Source organism: Eubacterium sp. AF19-12LB, assembly GCF_003479125.1.
Lineage (GTDB): Bacteria > Bacillota > Clostridia > Lachnospirales > Lachnospiraceae > Eubacterium_U > Eubacterium_U album.
Genome location: NZ_QUGP01000011.1, coordinates 43478 through 62326, shown reverse-complemented (window position 1 = coordinate 62326; position 18849 = coordinate 43478). Strand labels below are relative to the sequence as shown.

Below are 18849 nucleotides of genomic sequence, written 5' to 3'. Positions count from 1 at the left end.
TCAAAACTTAGAATCAATTAAATTTTTCTGTCTGAACTGCTGTCTCAACAGTCAGCTTGTGTATAATACTACGTATTTCGACTGTTGTCAACATGCTTTTTTAATTTTTTTATTTTTATGTATTTGTCAATTAAATCTAACTGCAATCATTACTTCTAGCGATCTTTGTCATCATACATTAATAGAATTGGTTTTACTTATTATTCAAATATAATATCAGTATGACTTTATCTGTGTTGTATTTAACTTGTTTTAATTTATATTCTAAAATCAATCTGTCTGGTACCCATTAATACTTTATGTTAGATTTGATTTGTTTTTTATTTATTCTAAAATATCATTTTACTATTTACGGATTATTTTCTTTTTTCTATTTTTTACCGTAAAATTTTTTAAGCTATTTCCTTCTTTTTAATGTTATGTAAACTAAATTACGGATTATCCCAATTTAGTTAGAATAATCCGTAATTATTTTTAATTTTTTTATTTATTATCTATGGTCTTTGGCCTAAGGCTCCTTCGAGTGTAAGCGTTTCACCACTCATATATTTAAAGTCTGGAGAAGCAAGCTGTACACATACGCGACCTATTTCTTTCTCCACGTCTCCAAAATGTCCCATTGGTGGTGTTTTTACATTTGCTTTAAACGCATCCGGATAAGCTTTTTCAAAATTTTCAAGCTGAGCTGTCCATGCAAGTGGGCATACCACATTTGCATTTATGCCGTCTGCTGCCCATTCGGTTGCAGCAACTCTTGTAAGCCCTCTGATTCCTTCTTTTGCTGCAGCATAAGCACACTGTCCATAGTTTCCAAATAGTCCTGCACCTGATGCAAAATTAATTACAGAACCTTTTGTTTCTTTTAAATACGGATAGCATTCTTTCATATAGTAGAAAGCCGCATAAACCCCTGAATACATTGCGAGATCAAATTGTTGTGTTGTATGATCTGCTATTGTTACTCCTGAAGCTGATGCCTGTGCATTATTTATTAACACATCAATTCTTCCAAACTCATCTATTGTTTGCTTTACTACATTTGCAACAACAGTTTCATTGTCTGCTCCGGCATTTATGTCAGCCTGAATTGGCAATACTTTTATTCCGTATTTGCTTTCCAATTCTTCTTTTGCGTCTGTAAGTTTTTTAACGTTACGTCCTGTAAGTACCAAATTGGCACCTTCTTTTGCATAAGCCGTTGCTATTCCATAGCCTATTGAACCACAGCTTCCATCCTGCAATACTGCTCTTCCTCCACCTGTTATAATGGCTGTCTTTCCTGTTAAAAATCCCATATCAGTTTCTCCTTTCTTTACTCTTCCATTATTTTTTCTGAAAAGTTTATTTTGCCCCAAGGTTCTTCCATTACAATTGTAACTTTGCTTTTCCATTGTTGATACATTTCATCTGCGCTATTTTTTTCTTTTGCGTTTAATATATCTTCAACTTTTTTTGCAATTTTTTCTTTTTTGTAAATTTCAACTAGTCTTTCTTTACTAATATTAACTTTTGATAACATTTTTTCGCTGGAATTTTCTAAATAGTAGTCAGCTTCTTCATTTGCCTCGCTTTCTTCTTCTGCACTCAAAGACACGTCATATTTTGAAGCTTCCTCGTATAATGCCTGTCTTTCGCAAATATTGCTAAGTATCTGGCTTTTTACCCCTTCTTCTAGTGTTACACCTATTTTTAGTTTTTTATTCCACTTAAGTTCTTTATTTTTTGACATATAATAAACTTCGTATGTTGCCTGTGTTTTGTAGGCATAATATCGAACTTCATCCATATATATGTCCGCTATGTCTGCTTTAGAATCAATGTCTTCTATTTTTATTCCTATCGATTCTTTTGATGCAACTGTCTGGCTTTCACTAGATGGTTGATTATTTTGTTCCTGTTTTATGTTGTCTGAAGTTTGGCTTTCATTTTTCTGAATTAAACCTTCTGTAGTTTGATTTTCATTTTTCCGAACTAAGCTTTCTGAAGTTTGATTTTCATCTTCTTTATTTTGTTCATTATTATTTTGTGTTAATGAATTTTCTAAATTTGATTCTACTGTTACTGATTCCGTAGTAGCTTCCTTCTGCTTATTGGTATCAGGGGATTTGCTACTTGTGCATCCCACTATAGCCATTGCCACTACAAAACATGTAAGTGTAGCCATCATTTTTTTATTTTTCATCGATTCTACTCCTGTTTATGCTGCTGTGTTGTTATTTTTGAGATTTGCTCAGCCATAACCATTTTATTGTTATGTTATATTTTTTCCATCATTAGCAATTCTTCTGATTAACTTCTTTTTAAGCTTCGGATATCTTCAATTACTTTTCGCATATTTTCCATCAATTCATCAGCGTCTTTTGCCGGTTTCATCGGAATATATTCGAAGTAAGGTGTTTTGTCCGGAATTAATTTTAATCTTCTGTTGTATTTGCTTAGTATTTCCGGTATTTTTTCTGTTTCAATCGGAGCCGTAGGATGCATTGTAAATTTAAGTTTTGTCTTATTTCCTGTTATTTCAGTTATATAAGCTTCATGTGCTGTTGCTTTTATGAGTACAATTTTCAACAGATTTTCTACCTGTCTAGGCATTTCTCCAAATCTGTCTATTAACTCATCCTGCATATCTTCGTATTCTTCCTGCGTTTCTATGCCTGCAATTCGTTTATACACATCCATCTTCTGGCTCTCGCTTTTAATATACCCTGCAGGAACGAATGCATCTATAAGTACATCAATTTTTGTTTCAAATTCAAGTGTCGGAGTTTTTCCTTTTCTTACAAGAATTGCTTCATTTAGCATTTTACAGTACAGATCATAACCTACCGCCTCCATGTGTCCATGTTGCTGCGCTCCAAGTAAATTCCCGGTTCCTCGTATTTCCAAATCTCTCATGGCAATTTTTACGCCGGAACCTAATTCCGTGAAATTCTTTATTGCACCAAGTCTCTTTTCTGCTACCTCTGATAGCAATTTATTTCTTGTGTACATCATAAACGCATATGCAGTCCTATTTGAACGACCTACTCGTCCTCTAAGCTGGTACAACTGAGATAATCCCATTTTTTCTGCATTATGAATTATGATTGTATTTGCATTTGAAACATCAATCCCTGTTTCTATTATAGTAGTAGAAACTAATACGTCTATATCTCCATTTACAAAATCATACATAATTGTTTCTAACTGTCGCTCACTCATTTGACCATGTGCAAATGCTACATTTGCATCAGGCACAAGTCTTTGTATTTCGGCAGCACGTTCTGCTATGTTTTGTACAATATTGTATACATAATAAACCTGACCATTTCGTAATAGTTCTCTGTTTATAGCTTCTCTTACGATTTCATCATTATATTCCATTACATATGTCTGTATCGGCATTCTATCCTGTGGTGGTTCTTCCATAATAGACATATCTCTTATTCCGATAAGACTCATATGCAATGTTCTTGGAATTGGCGTTGCAGTCATCGTTAATACATCTATATTATTTTTTAGTTCTTTAATTTTCTCTTTATGTTTTACACCAAATCGTTGTTCTTCATCTATTATAAGCAAACCTAAGTCTTTAAATTTCACGTCTTTTGAAAGAACTCTGTGGGTTCCGATTACGATATCTACATAACCTTTTTTCAAATCTCTTATTGTCTGCTCCTGATTTGCTTTTGTTCTAAATCTCGAAAGCATTTCCACTCTTACAGGAAAATCTTTGAATCTTTGTGTAAATGTCTTGTAATGTTGTTGCGCTAAAACGGTTGTCGGCACAAGATATACTACCTGTTTATTATCCTGTACTGCCTTGAATGCCGCACGTATGGCAACTTCTGTTTTTCCAAATCCTACGTCTCCACATACAAGTCTGTCCATAGTCTTTGTGCTTTCCATATCCGCTTTAACCTGAGAAATTACTTCTAACTGGTCATCTGTTTCTTCAAACGGGAACATCTCTTCAAATTCTTTTTGCCATTCTGTGTCCGGACTAAATACAAATCCTGTGCTGTCCTGTCTTGTCGCATACAATTCAATTAACTCGTCGGCAATATCTGCCACTGCCTTTTTAACTCTTGTTTTTGTTTTTTTCCATTCAGTTCCACCTAATTTATTAAGCTTAGGTGGTTTTGCTTCACTGTCAGCATATTTTTGAATCATGTCGAGCTGAGTTGCAAGAATATAGAGATTGCTACCGCCTTCATATTCTATTTTTATATAATCCTTCACGGTGCGGTCTACTTCAATTTTTTCAATTCCTTTGTAGATTCCAAGTCCGTGATTTTCATGTACAACATAATCGCCTATATTTAAATCTGAAAAATCTGAAATATTTGTGCCTGAATAATTATGTTTCTTTCTTCTTTTTTTCTTTTTCTCACCAAAAATATCAGTATCACTTATTACTACAAATTTTATCATAGGATAAGCAAAGCCTCCGCGCAGGTGTCCTGTCACTATCATTACTTCTCCACTAAGTGCTTCTCTTTCTTTATCCTCTTCGTAAAATGCACTTATGCCAAATCCGCGTAAATCTTCTGCTAGTCTTTTTGCCCTCGTCAGGCTTGCACAAACCATTATTACTTGATATTTTTGTTTTTTATATTTTTTTAAATCCTCAACTAGCATTTCAAATTTGTTATTATAAGGGCTTATTGTTTTTGCTTCTACAGATGCAATTTCATCTACTGTAAAATTCTTTACAGTCTGATCTAATGAAGTAAATAGCACTTTCTTTACTGAGTCTAGCTTACTTTCGATTGTTTTTCTACTCCACACAATGTCAGTCTGTCCCGGCAAAACGTAACCTTTTTCTAAACGATTGCTCATGCTGTCTCTAAATTCCGTCTCAACAGCTTTCATCTGCTCATCAACTCTTTTTGGCTCGTCTATAAAGAACGCCGCATCTTTTAAATAGTCAATAAAGCTTACCATTCCATCATAGAAATAGTTTACATAACTATCAAATGACATTCCATTTTCATTTATTTCTTCATTATCTATAAATTCTTTTATTATAACTTCAAGTCTATGCGCTTCTTCTGTTTTAAATTGTTTTCTAAGTGCTTCAGAATTTTTCTTTAAGTCTTTTTTTATTTTATCAATTCCGGCTCTTATTTCTTCTTTTGTTAATACATAGTCAGTTGCCGGATATATTGTTATTTTTTCAAGATTTTCTATTGATCTTTGTGTTTCTACCTCAAAGCTTTTTATAATATCAACTTCATCATCCCACATGTCAATTCTATATGGGACTTCGTCTGTCAATGTATAAATATCTATAATACTTCCTCTTATAGCAAACTGTCCCGGTGACTCTACCTGTTCTGCTCCCTCGTATCCCATTTGAACAAGCTTATGTCTTATTGCATCCATTTCAATAATGCTACCTTCAGAAATTTCCAGAACATTTTCTTTAATTCTGTCTAATGGCATTATTTTATCCATAAGTCCATCTGCTGTAGTCACAATTGTACATGGTTTATCTTCTACAAGTTTCTTTATGCATTCCAGTCTTTGCTGCAGGATTACGTTTCCATGTACGTCTGCTGAAAAGAATATGAAATCCTTCGCAGGATACAATACAACATTTTTATCAAATGCTTTTAAATCTTCATAAAGTTCCTTTGCTTTTGTTCCACTAAAAGTAACGATGACTTTATTTTTGTAGCCATCGCTTAATCCTGTTATAAAATGTGCAAGCTGAGAATCCGCACACCCTGTTACCTGACATGTTTTTCCTGTATCAAGGCATTCCTTAGCGCGTTCAAACCCATTTAATTTTTGTAGTGGATAAAAAAATGTATTCATTGTGTCCTTCCTTATTGTTTTAATGATGCCAGAATTGTGACGGCGTAGCATGAAACAATCCGTAGGCATCAAAGTTGTGAGTTTTTAACCTCAACATCATTTTAATTTAGTTATATTTGTTCATTGCAGTCTCAATATTTTCTAGAATCATTACTTCAGCAGCTGATGCAGCGTTTCGTACCGCTTCATCTACGATTTCTCTTTCCTTGCTACCGAATTTTCCTAACACGTGATTAACCAAATCTCCCTGATTTTCACCTACTCCAACTTTTATTCTCTTAAAGTTTTGTGTACCGGTATGGGCTATTATACTTTTTAGCCCATTGTGACCACCGGCACTTCCTTTAGCTCTTATTCTTATCTTCCCTACATCTAGACTGATGTCATCTGCTATTATTATTATTTCCTGTTGTGGGTCTAATTTATAAAAATCCATTACTTCTCTTACAGATTCCCCACTATTATTCATATATGTCTGTGGCTTTACAAGTATGACCTTTTCATTTCCTATCATTCCTATTCCACAAAGTGCCTTATGTCTTCTTGTATTTACCTGAACTCCCATCTGAGATGCTAATTCATCTATTACATCAAATCCTATATTATGTCTTGTCTTGTCATATTTTTTTTCCGGATTTCCAAGTCCTACTATTGCGTACATGTATTTTCTCCTTTATTTTTATAAATTTTTTCTAAAAACCTTCTCATTCATTACCATCTCTTTATCTTTTACATTTTATTATTATAGTTTACCCTTTATTGCTCTTTATTTAAAGACTTTTTGGCAATAAATTAATTTAAACTGCACACAATTTTTTATACATATGACTGTTGTGCATAGAACTTCGATGCTACTTTGCTTCTTCTCAGCGATTATACATTCGCCAAATTTCTAAAATTGTGTATAATTAAAAATGGCATAACCACAATCGGTCATGCCATTTTAAGATAATAACTATTTTTATTCCAATTTACATTATGTCTATTCTGGATCTGGTTCTAACAATGCTTTTTCATAAGCTGCTAAAACAATTTCCTGAATTGAATTACGAGTCTGTGAATTGATTGGATGAGCAATATCTCTATATTCTCCATCTGCTGCCTTACGACTAGGCATTGCAATAAACAATCCTTTTTCACCTTCTACTACTTTGATGTCGTGAATAACAAATTCATCATCAATTGTAATTGAAACAACCGCTTTCATCTTGCTTTCTTTTGTCATCTTTCTGACTCTTACATCTGTAATATTCATATTTTTGCCTCCTCATTGTTTTGTAGAACATTACTTTTATTTTTACGCATCAATCATCACATATCAATGCGTCAAATACTTTTATAACCCGTATCTAAAGTTACGCTCTATTATAATTTTAGGTTCACTTTCATGATTAATTATTTCTGTATTAGGTTTAATTGTTCCGTGACTTTCAACGATACAGTTTTCAAGATGTACGTTGTCTCCAATATAAACATCATTAAGTATAATACAATTCTTTATCGTACTGTTATTTCCGATGTAAGCCTGTTTAAATACAACCGAATCATCTACTTTTCCATTTACTATGCATCCGCCTGAAATTAAGCTGTTGCTAACATCTGCTCCCGGATTATATTTTGCCGGTGGTAAATCTTCTACCTTTGAATATACATCCGGATATGTTCTAAAGAAATAATTTCTAACTTCCGGTTTGAGGAAATCCATGTTTGTATTGTAATATCCATCAACTGTAGAAATATTCCTCCAATAATCAGTTGTCTTATAAGAGTAAATCTTACGATTATTCTTATTTCTCTGTATAATGTCAGATACGATATCATATCTGTCCTCTTCCATACACTGTTCAATCAACTGGATGAGTAATCTTCTTCTAATTACATATACCCCTGTTGAAATTAAAGTTCCATCACTTTCAATTGGCTTTTCTTCAAATTTTACAATACGTCCATCATCATTAGTTGTTACTACTCCATAATTAGATACCTTACCATCCGGTAAATCTGTTGTAACAATTGTTATATCTGCATTCTTTTCAATATGATATTCTAATACTTTATTGTAGTCTAACTTGTAAACTGCATTAGATGATGCAATAACTACATATGGCTCATGGCTCTTCTTAAGGAATCCTATATTCTGTGCAATTGCATCTGCTGTTCCTCTATACCAGAAACCATTGTCAGATGTAATTGACGGAGTAAATACATATAAGCCTCCCTGCTTTCTACCAAAATCCCACCATTTTGATGAACTAAGGTGCTCATTTAATGACCATGCGTTGTACTGTGTAAGTACAGCTACTCTCTGAATATGAGAATTACTCATATTACTCAAAGCAAAATCAATAGCTCTGTAACTACCTGCTATTGGCATTGCCCCTACGGCTCTTTTTGCTGAGAGTTCTTTTAATCTGTTACTGTTTCCACCTGCTAAAATAATTCCTATCGCTCTCATTAAATTTCACCTGCCTTAATTATATAGTCTCCTGATTCAAGTTTTCCGTCAGGGTAATCGCTAATTACAGTCTTACCTGATATAGCTACATTTCTTCCAACTGTAACATTGGATGGTACGGTTGAATTTTCACCAATAACTACTAAATCACTGGCATAAACTCTTGTATCAAGTTTACTTTCTGCATACTCACCCGTTCCGATTGTACATTTTTCACCGATAACGACATTCTCTGCAATGATTGCCTTGTCCACTACAGTTTCTTTCTTAATAACCGTATTGTCCATAATAATTGAATCCCTAACTATTGCTCCTTCTTCAATTACAACATTGGCACTGATTACTGAGTTAGATACATTACCATGTATCTCACATCCGTTGCCTATGATACATCTTTCTACAGATGCCTCCTTGGCTACATACTGTGGTGGCAATGAACTGCTTTTAGTATATATTTTCCAAAATTCTTCATATAAATTAAATTCAGGTACAATATCTATTAATTCCATATTGGCTTCCCAATATGACTGTAATGTTCCTACATCTTTCCAATAGCTTGAATATTCATAAGCAAAAATTCTCTGTTCCTTATCAAAACAGTATGGAATTACATGCTTACCAAAGTCACAATTAGGCTGATTCTTAAGTGCTAAAAGTGCTTCCTTAAGTACATCCCAACTAAATATGTAAATACCCATTGAGGCTAAATTACTCTTAGGTACAGGTGGCTTCTCCTGAAACTCTGTAATTCTGTGATTTTCATCTGCAATTACAACACCAAATCTACTTGCCTCCTCAATAGGAACCGGCATAACTGCAATTGTAATATCTGCATTGTTGGCCTTATGGTAGTCAAGCATAACTTCATAGTCCATCTTGTAAATATGGTCACCTGATAAAATTACTACATACTCAGGATTATAGCTCTGCATATAATCAATGTTCTGATATATAGCATTAGCTGTTCCTGTATACCAATCTGTATGCTCACTTCTTTCATATGGAGGTAATACTGTTACTCCTCCGATATTTCTATCTAGGTCCCATGGAATTCCAATGCCAATGTGGGCATTAAGTCTTAATGGCTGATACTGTGTTAATACACCTACAGTATCTACACCTGAATTAATACAGTTACTAAGTGGAAAATCAATAATCTTGTACTTGCCTCCAAACGCAACCGCAGGCTTAGCTACCTTGGATGTTAAAACTCCAAGTCTGCTTCCTTGTCCGCCTGCGAGTAACATGGCAATCATCTCTTTTTTAATCATGTCGTTCACCTCGCTGCTAATTTTATAAAGTAGTTAAATTATACCATTTAATCGCCCATATTTAAAGGATTTTCTTTGATTTTTTTATTACATTTTTCTATATACGAAACGTTTTTATTTAGTTTTTTGTGCATTTTCAACAATTTTCGTCATATTATTGCAGTTAATTTCTAATTTGTCTTTTTTTTAACAATTCTTTTAATGTCATAATCTTAAATTTTTCCTTTTATTTTCTTTTTTTTAAGAGTATACTTATAAAGCAAATAGGAGAGTTTAACCTTTATTTTTCAGTAAATATGGCGTTTTTTCAGTAAAAAATAATTACTTTCTTATAATATTGAAAACTTTTATTTTGTTACTACTTAATATAAAGTAACCAAAATTTATTACTTATTAAAAGAGGTATCACAAATGTATATTTTAAATTTTAACGAACCATGTAAATTACATTTTACGGGAATTGGTGGAATCAGCATGAGTGCTTTAGCAGAAATTATGTTATCAAGACATTTCACTGTTACAGGTTCTGACAATCAAAATTCACAGATTACAGCACATCTTGAATCATTAGGTGCAAAGATTTTCTACGGTCAGCGTAACGAAAATGTTTCACCTGACACTGATGTACTTATTTATACAGCTGCGGTAAAAAATGATAATCCTGAATTAGTAGCTGCAAGAGAATATGGGATTCCAACATTAACACGTGCAGAGTTTTTAGGACAAATGATGAAAAATTACGATGTTGCAATTGGTGTTTCAGGAACTCACGGAAAAACCACTACAACTTCAATGATTTCACAGATTTTACTTCAGGCAAATACTGACCCTACTATTTTAGTCGGTGGAATTATGCCTGCAATCAAAGGTAACACCAGAGTTGGTCACTCTGGAACAATGATTACTGAAGCCTGCGAATACACAAATAGCTTCTTATCATTTGCACCAACTGTAGGCATCATTTTAAATGTTGCCGCAGATCATCTTGACTTCTTTAAAGATTTAGATGATATTCGTCATAGTTTTAGAAGATACGCAGAGTTACTTCCTGCTAACGGAGCTTTAATTATCAACGGAGACATCGACAATCTCGAATATTTTACAAAAGACTTAGACTGCAAAGTTATTACTGTAGGTTCTGAAGAATCAGGCAGTATGTACACTGCAAAAAATATTACATTTGATGAATTTGCTCATGGAAGCTATGATTTGTATGTTGAAGGAGAATTTAAGCACAGAGTTACTTTAAAGGTAACAGGTATGCACAACATTTATAACTCTCTTGCAGCAATTGCAACTGCTCACTTTTTAAATATTGATAAAGAAGATATTCTTAATGGTCTTGAAGCTTATGGCGGAACTGACAGACGTTTCCAATTAAAGGGCAAACTTGGTGATATAACTATTATTGATGATTATGCTCATCATCCTGATGAAATTACTGCAACGCTTAAGACTGCTGAACATTATCCTCATACAAAGTTATGGGTTGTATTCCAGCCTCATACATATACAAGAACTAAGGCTCTACTTCCTGAGTTTGCAAAAGCATTATCAGAGGCTGACGCTGTTGTTCTTGCAGATATTTATGCAGCAAGAGAAAAGAACACTTTAGGAATTAGTTCTAAAAATTTGGCTGATGAAATAGAAAAATTAGGTACTGAAGTACATTATTTTCCAACTTTCGATGAAATTGAAAATTTTTTATTAGAAAATTGTAATGATAATGACTTATTAATAACTATGGGTGCCGGAGATGTCTATAAAATCGGCGAAAAGCTGCTAGGTAAATAAAGTTATTAACACTATCCGTAAAAATGTGGTAAAAAGTTATCAACATTTTTACGGATTTTTAGTTTACATAACATTTTGTATTTTTAAACCTGATAAATGCCCTATTTAAAGCCTTTTTACAATTTTCGACAAATTATTTTCGAAAGTTATTCACATTATTAACATTATTAACATTTGCCTGAACCCCTTTAAAAATAGGCGTTTCAGTGTTTTTTAACCCTTTTCAAATAAAATTTATTGTGCTATACTTTGTCTTGCTTGAGAGAGAAAAAGGATTTTGACCTTTATTATTTTTTTGCTTTCTCAAGAAATTGGTTTACATAACATTTTGAGAATTTGAGAGGTTTTTATCATGGGTAAGTTAGTTATAGATAGAGGGAATTTTACAGATTTAACATCAGTATCTAATCTTTTTATTGATGAATATATGCCAAATGCCAATGGCGAATTTGTTAAAATATATTTATATCTTTTAAGATTAGTTTCCGGACATTCTACTGAAATAACAACAGATGCTTTGGCTGATCTTTTATGTTTTACTGAAAGTGATGTTGAACGTGGGTTATCTTACTGGGAACGCCTCGGTCTTATTTCTCTTTCAAGAGATGAGGACATGCATGTTAACGGAATTCGCATGGAAGCATATACAACTAATAAATTTTATGTTAAATCAATATTAAACTCTTCAGGAAGCCAGGTTTCAGCAAGAGCTGTTGGTGATACTTTTTATGGCAATTATGAAGATGTTAATTCTGAGCCTGCATTAATCGAAAGTATTGCACCTGCAAATGCAATTCCTGCCAAGCACAAATATACTTCTAAAGAAATTTCCGCATTCAGCAAGGATCCAAGGGTTCAGCAGTTAACATTTCTTGCCCAAACTTATCTTGGTAAGACATTAAACAGTAATGATGTTAATTCTATTTTATATATGATTGATGGTTTAAATTTATCTTCTGATTTTATCGAATATCTTATGGAGATGTGCATTTCATCAGGAAATAATACTTTAGGCTCTATCGAAAAGTCAGCTGTCAACTATTATAAACGTGGAATTACAACTATTGATGATATTAAATTTGATACAAAAATCAGGAAATCAATTTATAAGAGTGTATTTAAAATATTTGGATTAACTGACCAGAACGCAGCAAAGAAGGATGTTAATTACATTTCTAAATGGACAGAAACTTATAATTTTTCAGAAGATATTATTGTTGAAGCTTGCAACCGTACAATAGAACATACCCATACAGCAAGTTTTCCTTATGCTGACACCATCCTTAAAGGATGGTATAATAACGGTATTACAGAGTTATCACAAGTTGAACAGTTAGATGAAGAACATGCTAAAGAAGTTTCTGAGAAGTTTTCATCTCTTCAGACTTCTAAGGCTTCTAACAAATCATGCTCAGCAAGTCTTAAGAAGTTTAAAAACATGGACGAGCGTACATACGATTCTATTGAGTTAGAAAAAATGTTACTTTCATCTACAAATAGAAAATAGGTTTTAAATTATGGGTTTAAAAAGAGAACAATACGACGTTATTAGCAATATGTATAATATGCGCCGTTTAAACAATAAAATTGAATTAGAAGAGAGAATTGCCAAGGTTTATGAAAAAGCCCCTGAAGTTGAAGAAATAAGCCACCAGATTAGTTCTTTGGCCATTTCAGCCGGAAGGAAAGCTTTAGCCGGGGATTCTTCAGCAGTTGATTCACTAAAAAGGGAATTAGTCTTATTAAAAGATGATAAGAAGGCTGCTTTACTTGCCGCCGGTTTTCCATGTGATTATCTGGATGAGATCTTTACATGCCCTGACTGTAAAGATACAGGTTTTATAAATGGTGAACCATGCCACTGCTTTACTAAGGCTGTTGTTGAGGAATTATACTCACAATCTAACTTAAAAGAGATTCTTATGCGAGAAAACTTTGACAATTTTAACTTTGACTATTACAATAGTGGCGAAGTAGATTCTATTACGGGAAAAACTCCTCTTGAAAATATTGAGGATGTTGTTGACCATTGCAGGTATTTTATTAAGAATTTTAAAGACAGTCATGAAAGTCTTTTGATTTATGGGAATGCAGGTGTTGGCAAGACTTTTCTAGTTAACTGCATTGCTAAAGAACTTATAGAACAGGCTTACTCTGTTATTTATTTATCTGCAGTTCAATTATTTGACCTGTTGGCTGATTTATCATTTAACAGCCACAAATCTACGGGAAATAAACATATTAGTATGAGAGAACTTCTAAGCTGTGATTTATTGATTATTGATGACCTTGGCACGGAAATGGCTAATTCATTTACTGCCTCATCACTTTTCAATTGCCTTAATGAACGCCTTATACGTCAAAAATCTACTATTATTTCTTCAAATCTTTCAGTAGATGAATTGAAGCAAAACTATACTGAGCGTATTTTTTCACGTGCAGTTGGCAATTATACTGTTATGAAGATTTTTGGCGATGATATAAGAATAAAAAGTAAATTTAACAATTAACACACGGAGGAAATCTAAAAATGTCTAACAAAAAATTTATCGAATCTATCCCTGTAGGTCCGCTTGCAATTGTTGCTTTACCTGGAAGTAAAGCTCTCGGAGATAAAGTTGATGCTTATATTTCCGGATGGAGAAGCGAAAGACTTGAAGCTAAAGAATCACCTATTACCTTCAAAGGATATGTTAAGGATTCTTATCTTCTAAACGTAAGCGTTCCTAGATTTGGTACAGGCGAAGCAAAATGCGCTTTAAAAGATACTGTACGTGGTTGTGACCTTTACATCATTGATGATGTTACTAACCACAGTATCGAATACACAGTATGCGGTCAAAAGAATCATATGTCTCCAGATGATCATTATGCTGATATCAAGAGAGTTATCGCTGCTGCAAGTGGTAAAGCACGTAAAATTACAGTTATCATGCCTTTCTTATATGAAAGCAGACAGCATAGACGTTCATCTAGAGAATCTATGGACTGCGCTGTAATGCTTCAGGAATTAGTAAATATGGGTGTTGATAATATTATTACATTTGACGCTCATGACCCTCGAGTTAATAATGCAATTCCTATTAGTGGATTTGAATCAGTTATGCCAACATATCAGTTCATTAAAAACCTTTTAAGAAATGTTCCTGATATTAAACTTGATTCTGACCATTTAATGATGATCAGCCCTGATGAAGGTGCTATGGGAAGAGTTGTATACTATGCAAACGTTTTAGGTGTTAACATGGGTATGTTCTACAAACGTCGTGATTATACAAAGGTTGTAGATGGACGTAATCCAATTGTTGCACATGAATATTTAGGGGATTCCGTTGAAGGTAAAGATGTTTTAATTATTGATGATATGATTTCTTCCGGTGATAGTATGTTAGACGTAGCTAAACAGCTTAAGAAGAGAAAAGCAAACAGAGTATTTGTTGCTTCTACATTTGGTTTATTTACAAATGGTTTAGAGAGATTCGATGAAGCTTATGAACAGGGATTAATTTACAGAGTTATGACTACAAACAGTATTTACCAGACTCCAGAGCTTCTTGAAAAAGAATGGTACATCAATGTTGATATAAGCAAATTTACAGCTTTATTCATTGACAGATTAAACCATGACGCATCAATTAGTGACATCTTAAACCCAATTGATAAGATTACTAAAAAGATTAATGAATATAATAATAAATAATTGAATTAATTTACTATAATATTAAACTGTTGTGTTTACAACCATAGTTGCAAATGCAACAGTTTTTTTAATACAAAAAACCTTCAAAAGATTATATTGAGGAAATTCCAAAGAACAAACTTTTTGGATATATCATCTCATATCTCTTGAAGGTTTTATTTTTATGTATTAATTTTTTATGTATTATTTTTTATGCATTAAATTGTTATGTATTTATTCTTTATCTCTTGTACAAATTGCTCTGTTCTAGCCGTTTTGTTTTAATTAATTATAATTCTGTCGGAATTAATTATAGTCAATTCCAGTTCTTTCTGTTGCAGTTAGCTATAATCAATTACAAATCTGTTGCAGTTAACTCTAGTTCTGTTCTGCGAATTCTTTAAGTACGCTTATTGTCATTTCGTACTCTTTTTCTACATCTTTAAACATTTCATCACAGCCTTCAAGCTTTCCTGCTCTTAACTGTTCAGTAATCTTTGAGCTTGCTTCATATAACTTGTCAAATCCAAGATTAACACATACACCCTTTAATGTGTGTGCTGCCCTAAATGAATCATCCAAATTTTTGCCTGCTAATGCATCTTTTAAGTTCTGGAAACTTGAATCGTCTAAAAACTTAATTGCAAATTTTTTGATTATCATTTCACTGCCTAATCTTCCTAGGACTTTTTCATAGTTTGAGTCCATCTTTTCGTAGCATTCTTTTGTGGTCATAGTCTGTTCCTCCTATTTAACCTGTTCAATTTTATTTCCTGTTTTTGTAAACCCAATCCCCACAAATTTATTACATTACCAATCTCATTATTTATTATTTAAATTGATTAGCATGTAGCATCTACTAATCAATCTAATTTCTTCAAGTGATAATCAAGTCCAAGTTTGTCCGCCATAACCTTTTCTCTTGTATGACATGAGAACACTATTACCTGGTCAAGATTTTCTGCCATAAACTTCATTGTGTTTCCCATTCGTTTATTATCGTACATTGCAAAAGTATCGTCAAGCAAAATAGGTTTTGTATCGTTTTCAAATATTATATCTGCTGCTGCAAGCCTTAAAGCCATGTAAATTTGTTCAACAGTTCCCTTACTTAATTTAAAAGATGATATTAAAGCATTTCTACCATTAACTGAAACATTTAAGTTATCATCTATAACAATATTGTTGTATTTTCCATTTGTAATCTTTGACATATAGCAGGAAGCCTTTTCGTTAAGTCGTCTTCCAAAACTGTTTCTAACTTCATAAGCTATTTCTTCAATTTCTCTTTTAGCATTCTCTAATGCTCTTATTTCAATCTCTGCATTTTTAATGGATTGAAGTTTTGCTTTTAAATTCTCTATATGCTTTTCTAATTCAATATCCTGTTCCTGCTTCTGCTCTAATACACCTTGCTCTTTTCCAATTTTTTCCTTAAGCACTGCATATTCTTCATCAAGTTCTTTTATCTCTTCACTATAATCATCGCTTGATAATTCTGATTCTTCAAGATTTTTTAAAGATTCTTTAGCTACACTTAAATTAGCTCTTCTGTTATCAAGTTGACGCTCTGTATATGTTTTTTCATTATTTAATGCATCTAACTTATCCATGATAAGTTTAGTTTCTTTTAAATTTTCAGCAAGTCTTTCTTTGCTCTTTACATTCATAAAAAACTTAACAATTGTTGCTATTAAAAATGCTAATGCTAATCCTGCCGGTATTCCAATTTTTAAAATGCCTTTGCTTGAAAAATCAAGTAATTCAGGATTTGCCATAAACATACCTATTGAACATCCAAGGCATACAACTGTTATAAGGGCGAACACAATTGGTATATTTGTCGCCTTATTTAAGGCGTTGCTTACTCGTTCCATTACTTCCCTTGTTGGAATTCCTTTTGACTCTAACTGCTTTTCCATTTCTCCCTTTTGAGCCGTTATCTCTGTCAAAGTTCTTGAAGCCTTATCAATTTCATGGTTAAGCTGCATTATTTCATTGTAAAGATTTTCTTTTCTGGCACTGTATTTTGTCATTTCTTCTAATCTGACAGCATCCTTTCCTGCCAAATCCTGCTTTTTTGCCAGTAACTCCGCTTCTTTACTCCTGTCTAAATCAATTTCAGAAATTATTGTATCCTGCTCTCTTTTAGACATCTCTATTTCTTCTGCGGTTTCTTCCATATCACGAATTACTGATTCTTTAGAACCTACTTTATTTTCGCTTATTATTTCTTTACGCTCAGCATCAAGACTTGTCAAAGCCTGTTTCATATCAATTTCCATAGACTTTGTTGAACCTAGATTTGCTGCGTAGTTCTTTAATATATTTTCTAATTCTTTATCAGTTGCACTTCCAATCTGGCTTATGCTAATTGTGTTATAATAACAACTTTCATCTAAGCCTCTAAACAACTGCTTTATTTCGTTGTCATCAAGTTCTCTTCCAAGGTCCTCATCTATGACACGAAATGATTTTTCATTTTTATTAAAATTTCTTTCAAAACGATAGTCCTTACCATCGTTTTCAACTCGCATCATTCCACGATATACTTCAGGATTAATCCATGGTTCATATTTGGTATATGTATCTTTTCCGCTGGCTTTTCCACGCTGTTTATCTATACCAAAAAGCATTCCTCTTATGAATGTGTGTATTGTTGTTTTTCCGGCTTCATTTTCACCATAAACAATGTTTAATCCTCTTTCGAAATGAATTTCCGTATCATGAAATTTGCCAAAATTAATCAATCGAATATCTTTTATTATCATTGTTTGTCCTCCATAGCCTCAAGTAACGCCTTAACCCCATAGTATAAGGTCTTCTGCTGTATTGGAGAGAGAACATCCTGGTCGATATATTTTTTAATAAACATTCCTAACAGATTATCTTTATTTCTTTCATATAATTCTTCAAAATCATAGTCAGGCTCTGTTCGGTCCATTACGGATACTACATTTCCTACCTGAGCCAGACCTTCTAAGTCAATATCAAAATCAGGATTTCTATAACCTACTATTGTTACTTTATATATATTATCTCTACCTTCTTTTTCTATAAATTCCATAAGAGTGTGTCGCAGTTCCATATTTGTAGCATTTGTAGTTACCGTCATTTCCGCATGTTTATATTCTCTCTTAGAAAAAGACTGGAATCTTATATTCAAATTCTGCTTAGTTACTTCTCCATATATAAATCCTCTAGGGCCTATTTCATTTACATCAATAGGTTCAAGGGAACCTGAATATGCCATTCTGTTAGCTTCATCCAAATCCGGAATGTGAATGTGTCCAAATGCCACATAGTCAAATCCCTCAAGCATTATCTTTCTTTTATTAATAGGAATATGCTTATCATCACCACCGTGAGCTACAAGAATGTTAATCCTATATGGATTTTTTATTTGTATATCATCATACAGCGGTTCTGTTATCTCATTTTTATAATAACTTAATCCATACACATCAACGCCCAAATCATCTATAGGCACACAATCTACTGTTTTGCTATCAAGAAAATAAACATTCTTATTCCATTCAAAATTTCTATAAAACGAACCTTTTTTTATTGCATCATGATTTCCTGCACACAACACAACCTTTGTATCCGGAATCGTTGAAAACAGGTAGTCTACCTCCTTCAATTCCCTTAACAATGGCTGTCTATGGAATAAATCTCCTGCAATTATAAGTAATTCTATTTCATCTTCCTTAACTTTTTTTATTAATCTTTCAAATGTTCCCCACATTTCATCTCCCCTGTGGACTGCCCAATCCATTTTACTTTCCGGCGTTGCCCCTAGATGAATGTCGGCTGTGTGTATGAACCGCATGTTGAATGATTCTCCT

At 33.1% G+C, this 18849-nt stretch carries 14 protein-coding genes; 4 read left to right on the top strand and 10 right to left on the bottom strand.

All coding sequences use genetic code 11. The features are described from left to right. Positions 1-494: 494 nt before the first annotated feature. The 7 genes from DWX29_RS10935 to DWX29_RS10905 form a co-directional block, all read right to left on the bottom strand. On the bottom strand, positions 495-1295 hold the full coding sequence (locus tag DWX29_RS10935) for an SDR family oxidoreductase (RefSeq protein ID WP_022089213.1): 801 nt from the start codon (positions 1293-1295) through the stop codon (positions 495-497). 17 nt (positions 1296-1312) lie between these two features. Beyond that, positions 1313-2182 (bottom strand): hypothetical protein, encoded by an 870-nt coding sequence (locus tag DWX29_RS10930; RefSeq protein WP_118565848.1) that lies wholly within the window; start codon positions 2180-2182, stop codon positions 1313-1315. 107 nt (positions 2183-2289) lie between these two features. Next, positions 2290-5802: a transcription-repair coupling factor gene (gene mfd, locus DWX29_RS10925; RefSeq protein ID WP_118565847.1), complete on the bottom strand. Its 3513-nt coding sequence runs from the start codon at positions 5800-5802 to the stop codon at positions 2290-2292. Positions 5803-5908: 106 nt separating this feature from the next. Then, positions 5909-6463, bottom strand: a complete 555-nt coding sequence (pth, locus tag DWX29_RS10920) for an aminoacyl-tRNA hydrolase (RefSeq protein ID WP_118565846.1) — start codon at positions 6461-6463, stop codon at positions 5909-5911. A 321-nt stretch (positions 6464-6784) separates the two neighbouring features. Beyond that, entirely contained in the window at positions 6785-7057 is a 273-nt protein-coding gene (gene spoVG / locus DWX29_RS10915) for a septation regulator SpoVG (RefSeq protein WP_022089209.1), read from the bottom strand. A gap of 81 nt (positions 7058-7138) precedes the next feature. After that, entirely contained in the window at positions 7139-8257 is a 1119-nt protein-coding gene (glgD, locus tag DWX29_RS10910; RefSeq protein WP_022089208.1) for a glucose-1-phosphate adenylyltransferase subunit GlgD, read from the bottom strand. Beyond that, a complete protein-coding gene (locus DWX29_RS10905) occupies positions 8257-9528 on the bottom strand; it encodes a glucose-1-phosphate adenylyltransferase (RefSeq protein WP_118565845.1) in 1272 nt (423 codons plus the stop codon). Before DWX29_RS10905 ends, glgD begins: the two co-directional genes overlap by 1 nt. A 411-nt stretch (positions 9529-9939) precedes the next feature. On the opposite strand from DWX29_RS10905, the gene murC reads away from it, so the two are divergent. From murC to DWX29_RS10885, 4 genes are all read left to right on the top strand, one after another. Further along, the gene (gene murC / locus DWX29_RS10900) at positions 9940-11322 is read left to right on the top strand and encodes a UDP-N-acetylmuramate--L-alanine ligase (protein ID WP_118565844.1); all 1383 of its coding nucleotides are present in this window, start codon (positions 9940-9942) and stop codon (positions 11320-11322) included. Between the two features lie 352 nt (positions 11323-11674). Continuing rightward, positions 11675-12829, top strand: a complete 1155-nt coding sequence (locus tag DWX29_RS10895; RefSeq protein ID WP_118565843.1) for a DnaD domain protein — start codon at positions 11675-11677, stop codon at positions 12827-12829. A gap of 10 nt (positions 12830-12839) precedes the next feature. Continuing rightward, positions 12840-13832: an ATP-binding protein gene (locus DWX29_RS10890; protein WP_022089204.1), complete on the top strand. Its 993-nt coding sequence runs from the start codon at positions 12840-12842 to the stop codon at positions 13830-13832. A gap of 20 nt (positions 13833-13852) precedes the next feature. Further along, positions 13853-15022, top strand: a complete 1170-nt coding sequence (locus DWX29_RS10885) for a ribose-phosphate pyrophosphokinase (RefSeq protein ID WP_022089203.1) — start codon at positions 13853-13855, stop codon at positions 15020-15022. Positions 15023-15379: 357 nt separating this feature from the next. On the opposite strand, the gene DWX29_RS10880 is transcribed toward DWX29_RS10885, so the two are convergent. The 3 genes from DWX29_RS10880 to DWX29_RS10870 form a co-directional block, all read right to left on the bottom strand. Beyond that, positions 15380-15736 (bottom strand): Hpt domain-containing protein, encoded by a 357-nt coding sequence (locus tag DWX29_RS10880; RefSeq protein WP_117910624.1) that lies wholly within the window; start codon positions 15734-15736, stop codon positions 15380-15382. Positions 15737-15864: 128 nt separating this feature from the next. Further along, positions 15865-17772 carry an AAA family ATPase gene (locus DWX29_RS10875; protein WP_022089201.1) on the bottom strand — a complete coding sequence of 636 codons (1908 nt, stop codon included), beginning with the start codon at positions 17770-17772 and terminating at the stop codon, positions 15865-15867. After that, positions 17769-18833 carry a DNA repair exonuclease gene (locus DWX29_RS10870; RefSeq protein ID WP_022089200.1) on the bottom strand — a complete coding sequence of 355 codons (1065 nt, stop codon included), beginning with the start codon at positions 18831-18833 and terminating at the stop codon, positions 17769-17771. The genes DWX29_RS10875 and DWX29_RS10870 overlap by 4 nt, the downstream gene beginning before the upstream one ends. Positions 18834-18849: the final 16 nt, after the last annotated feature.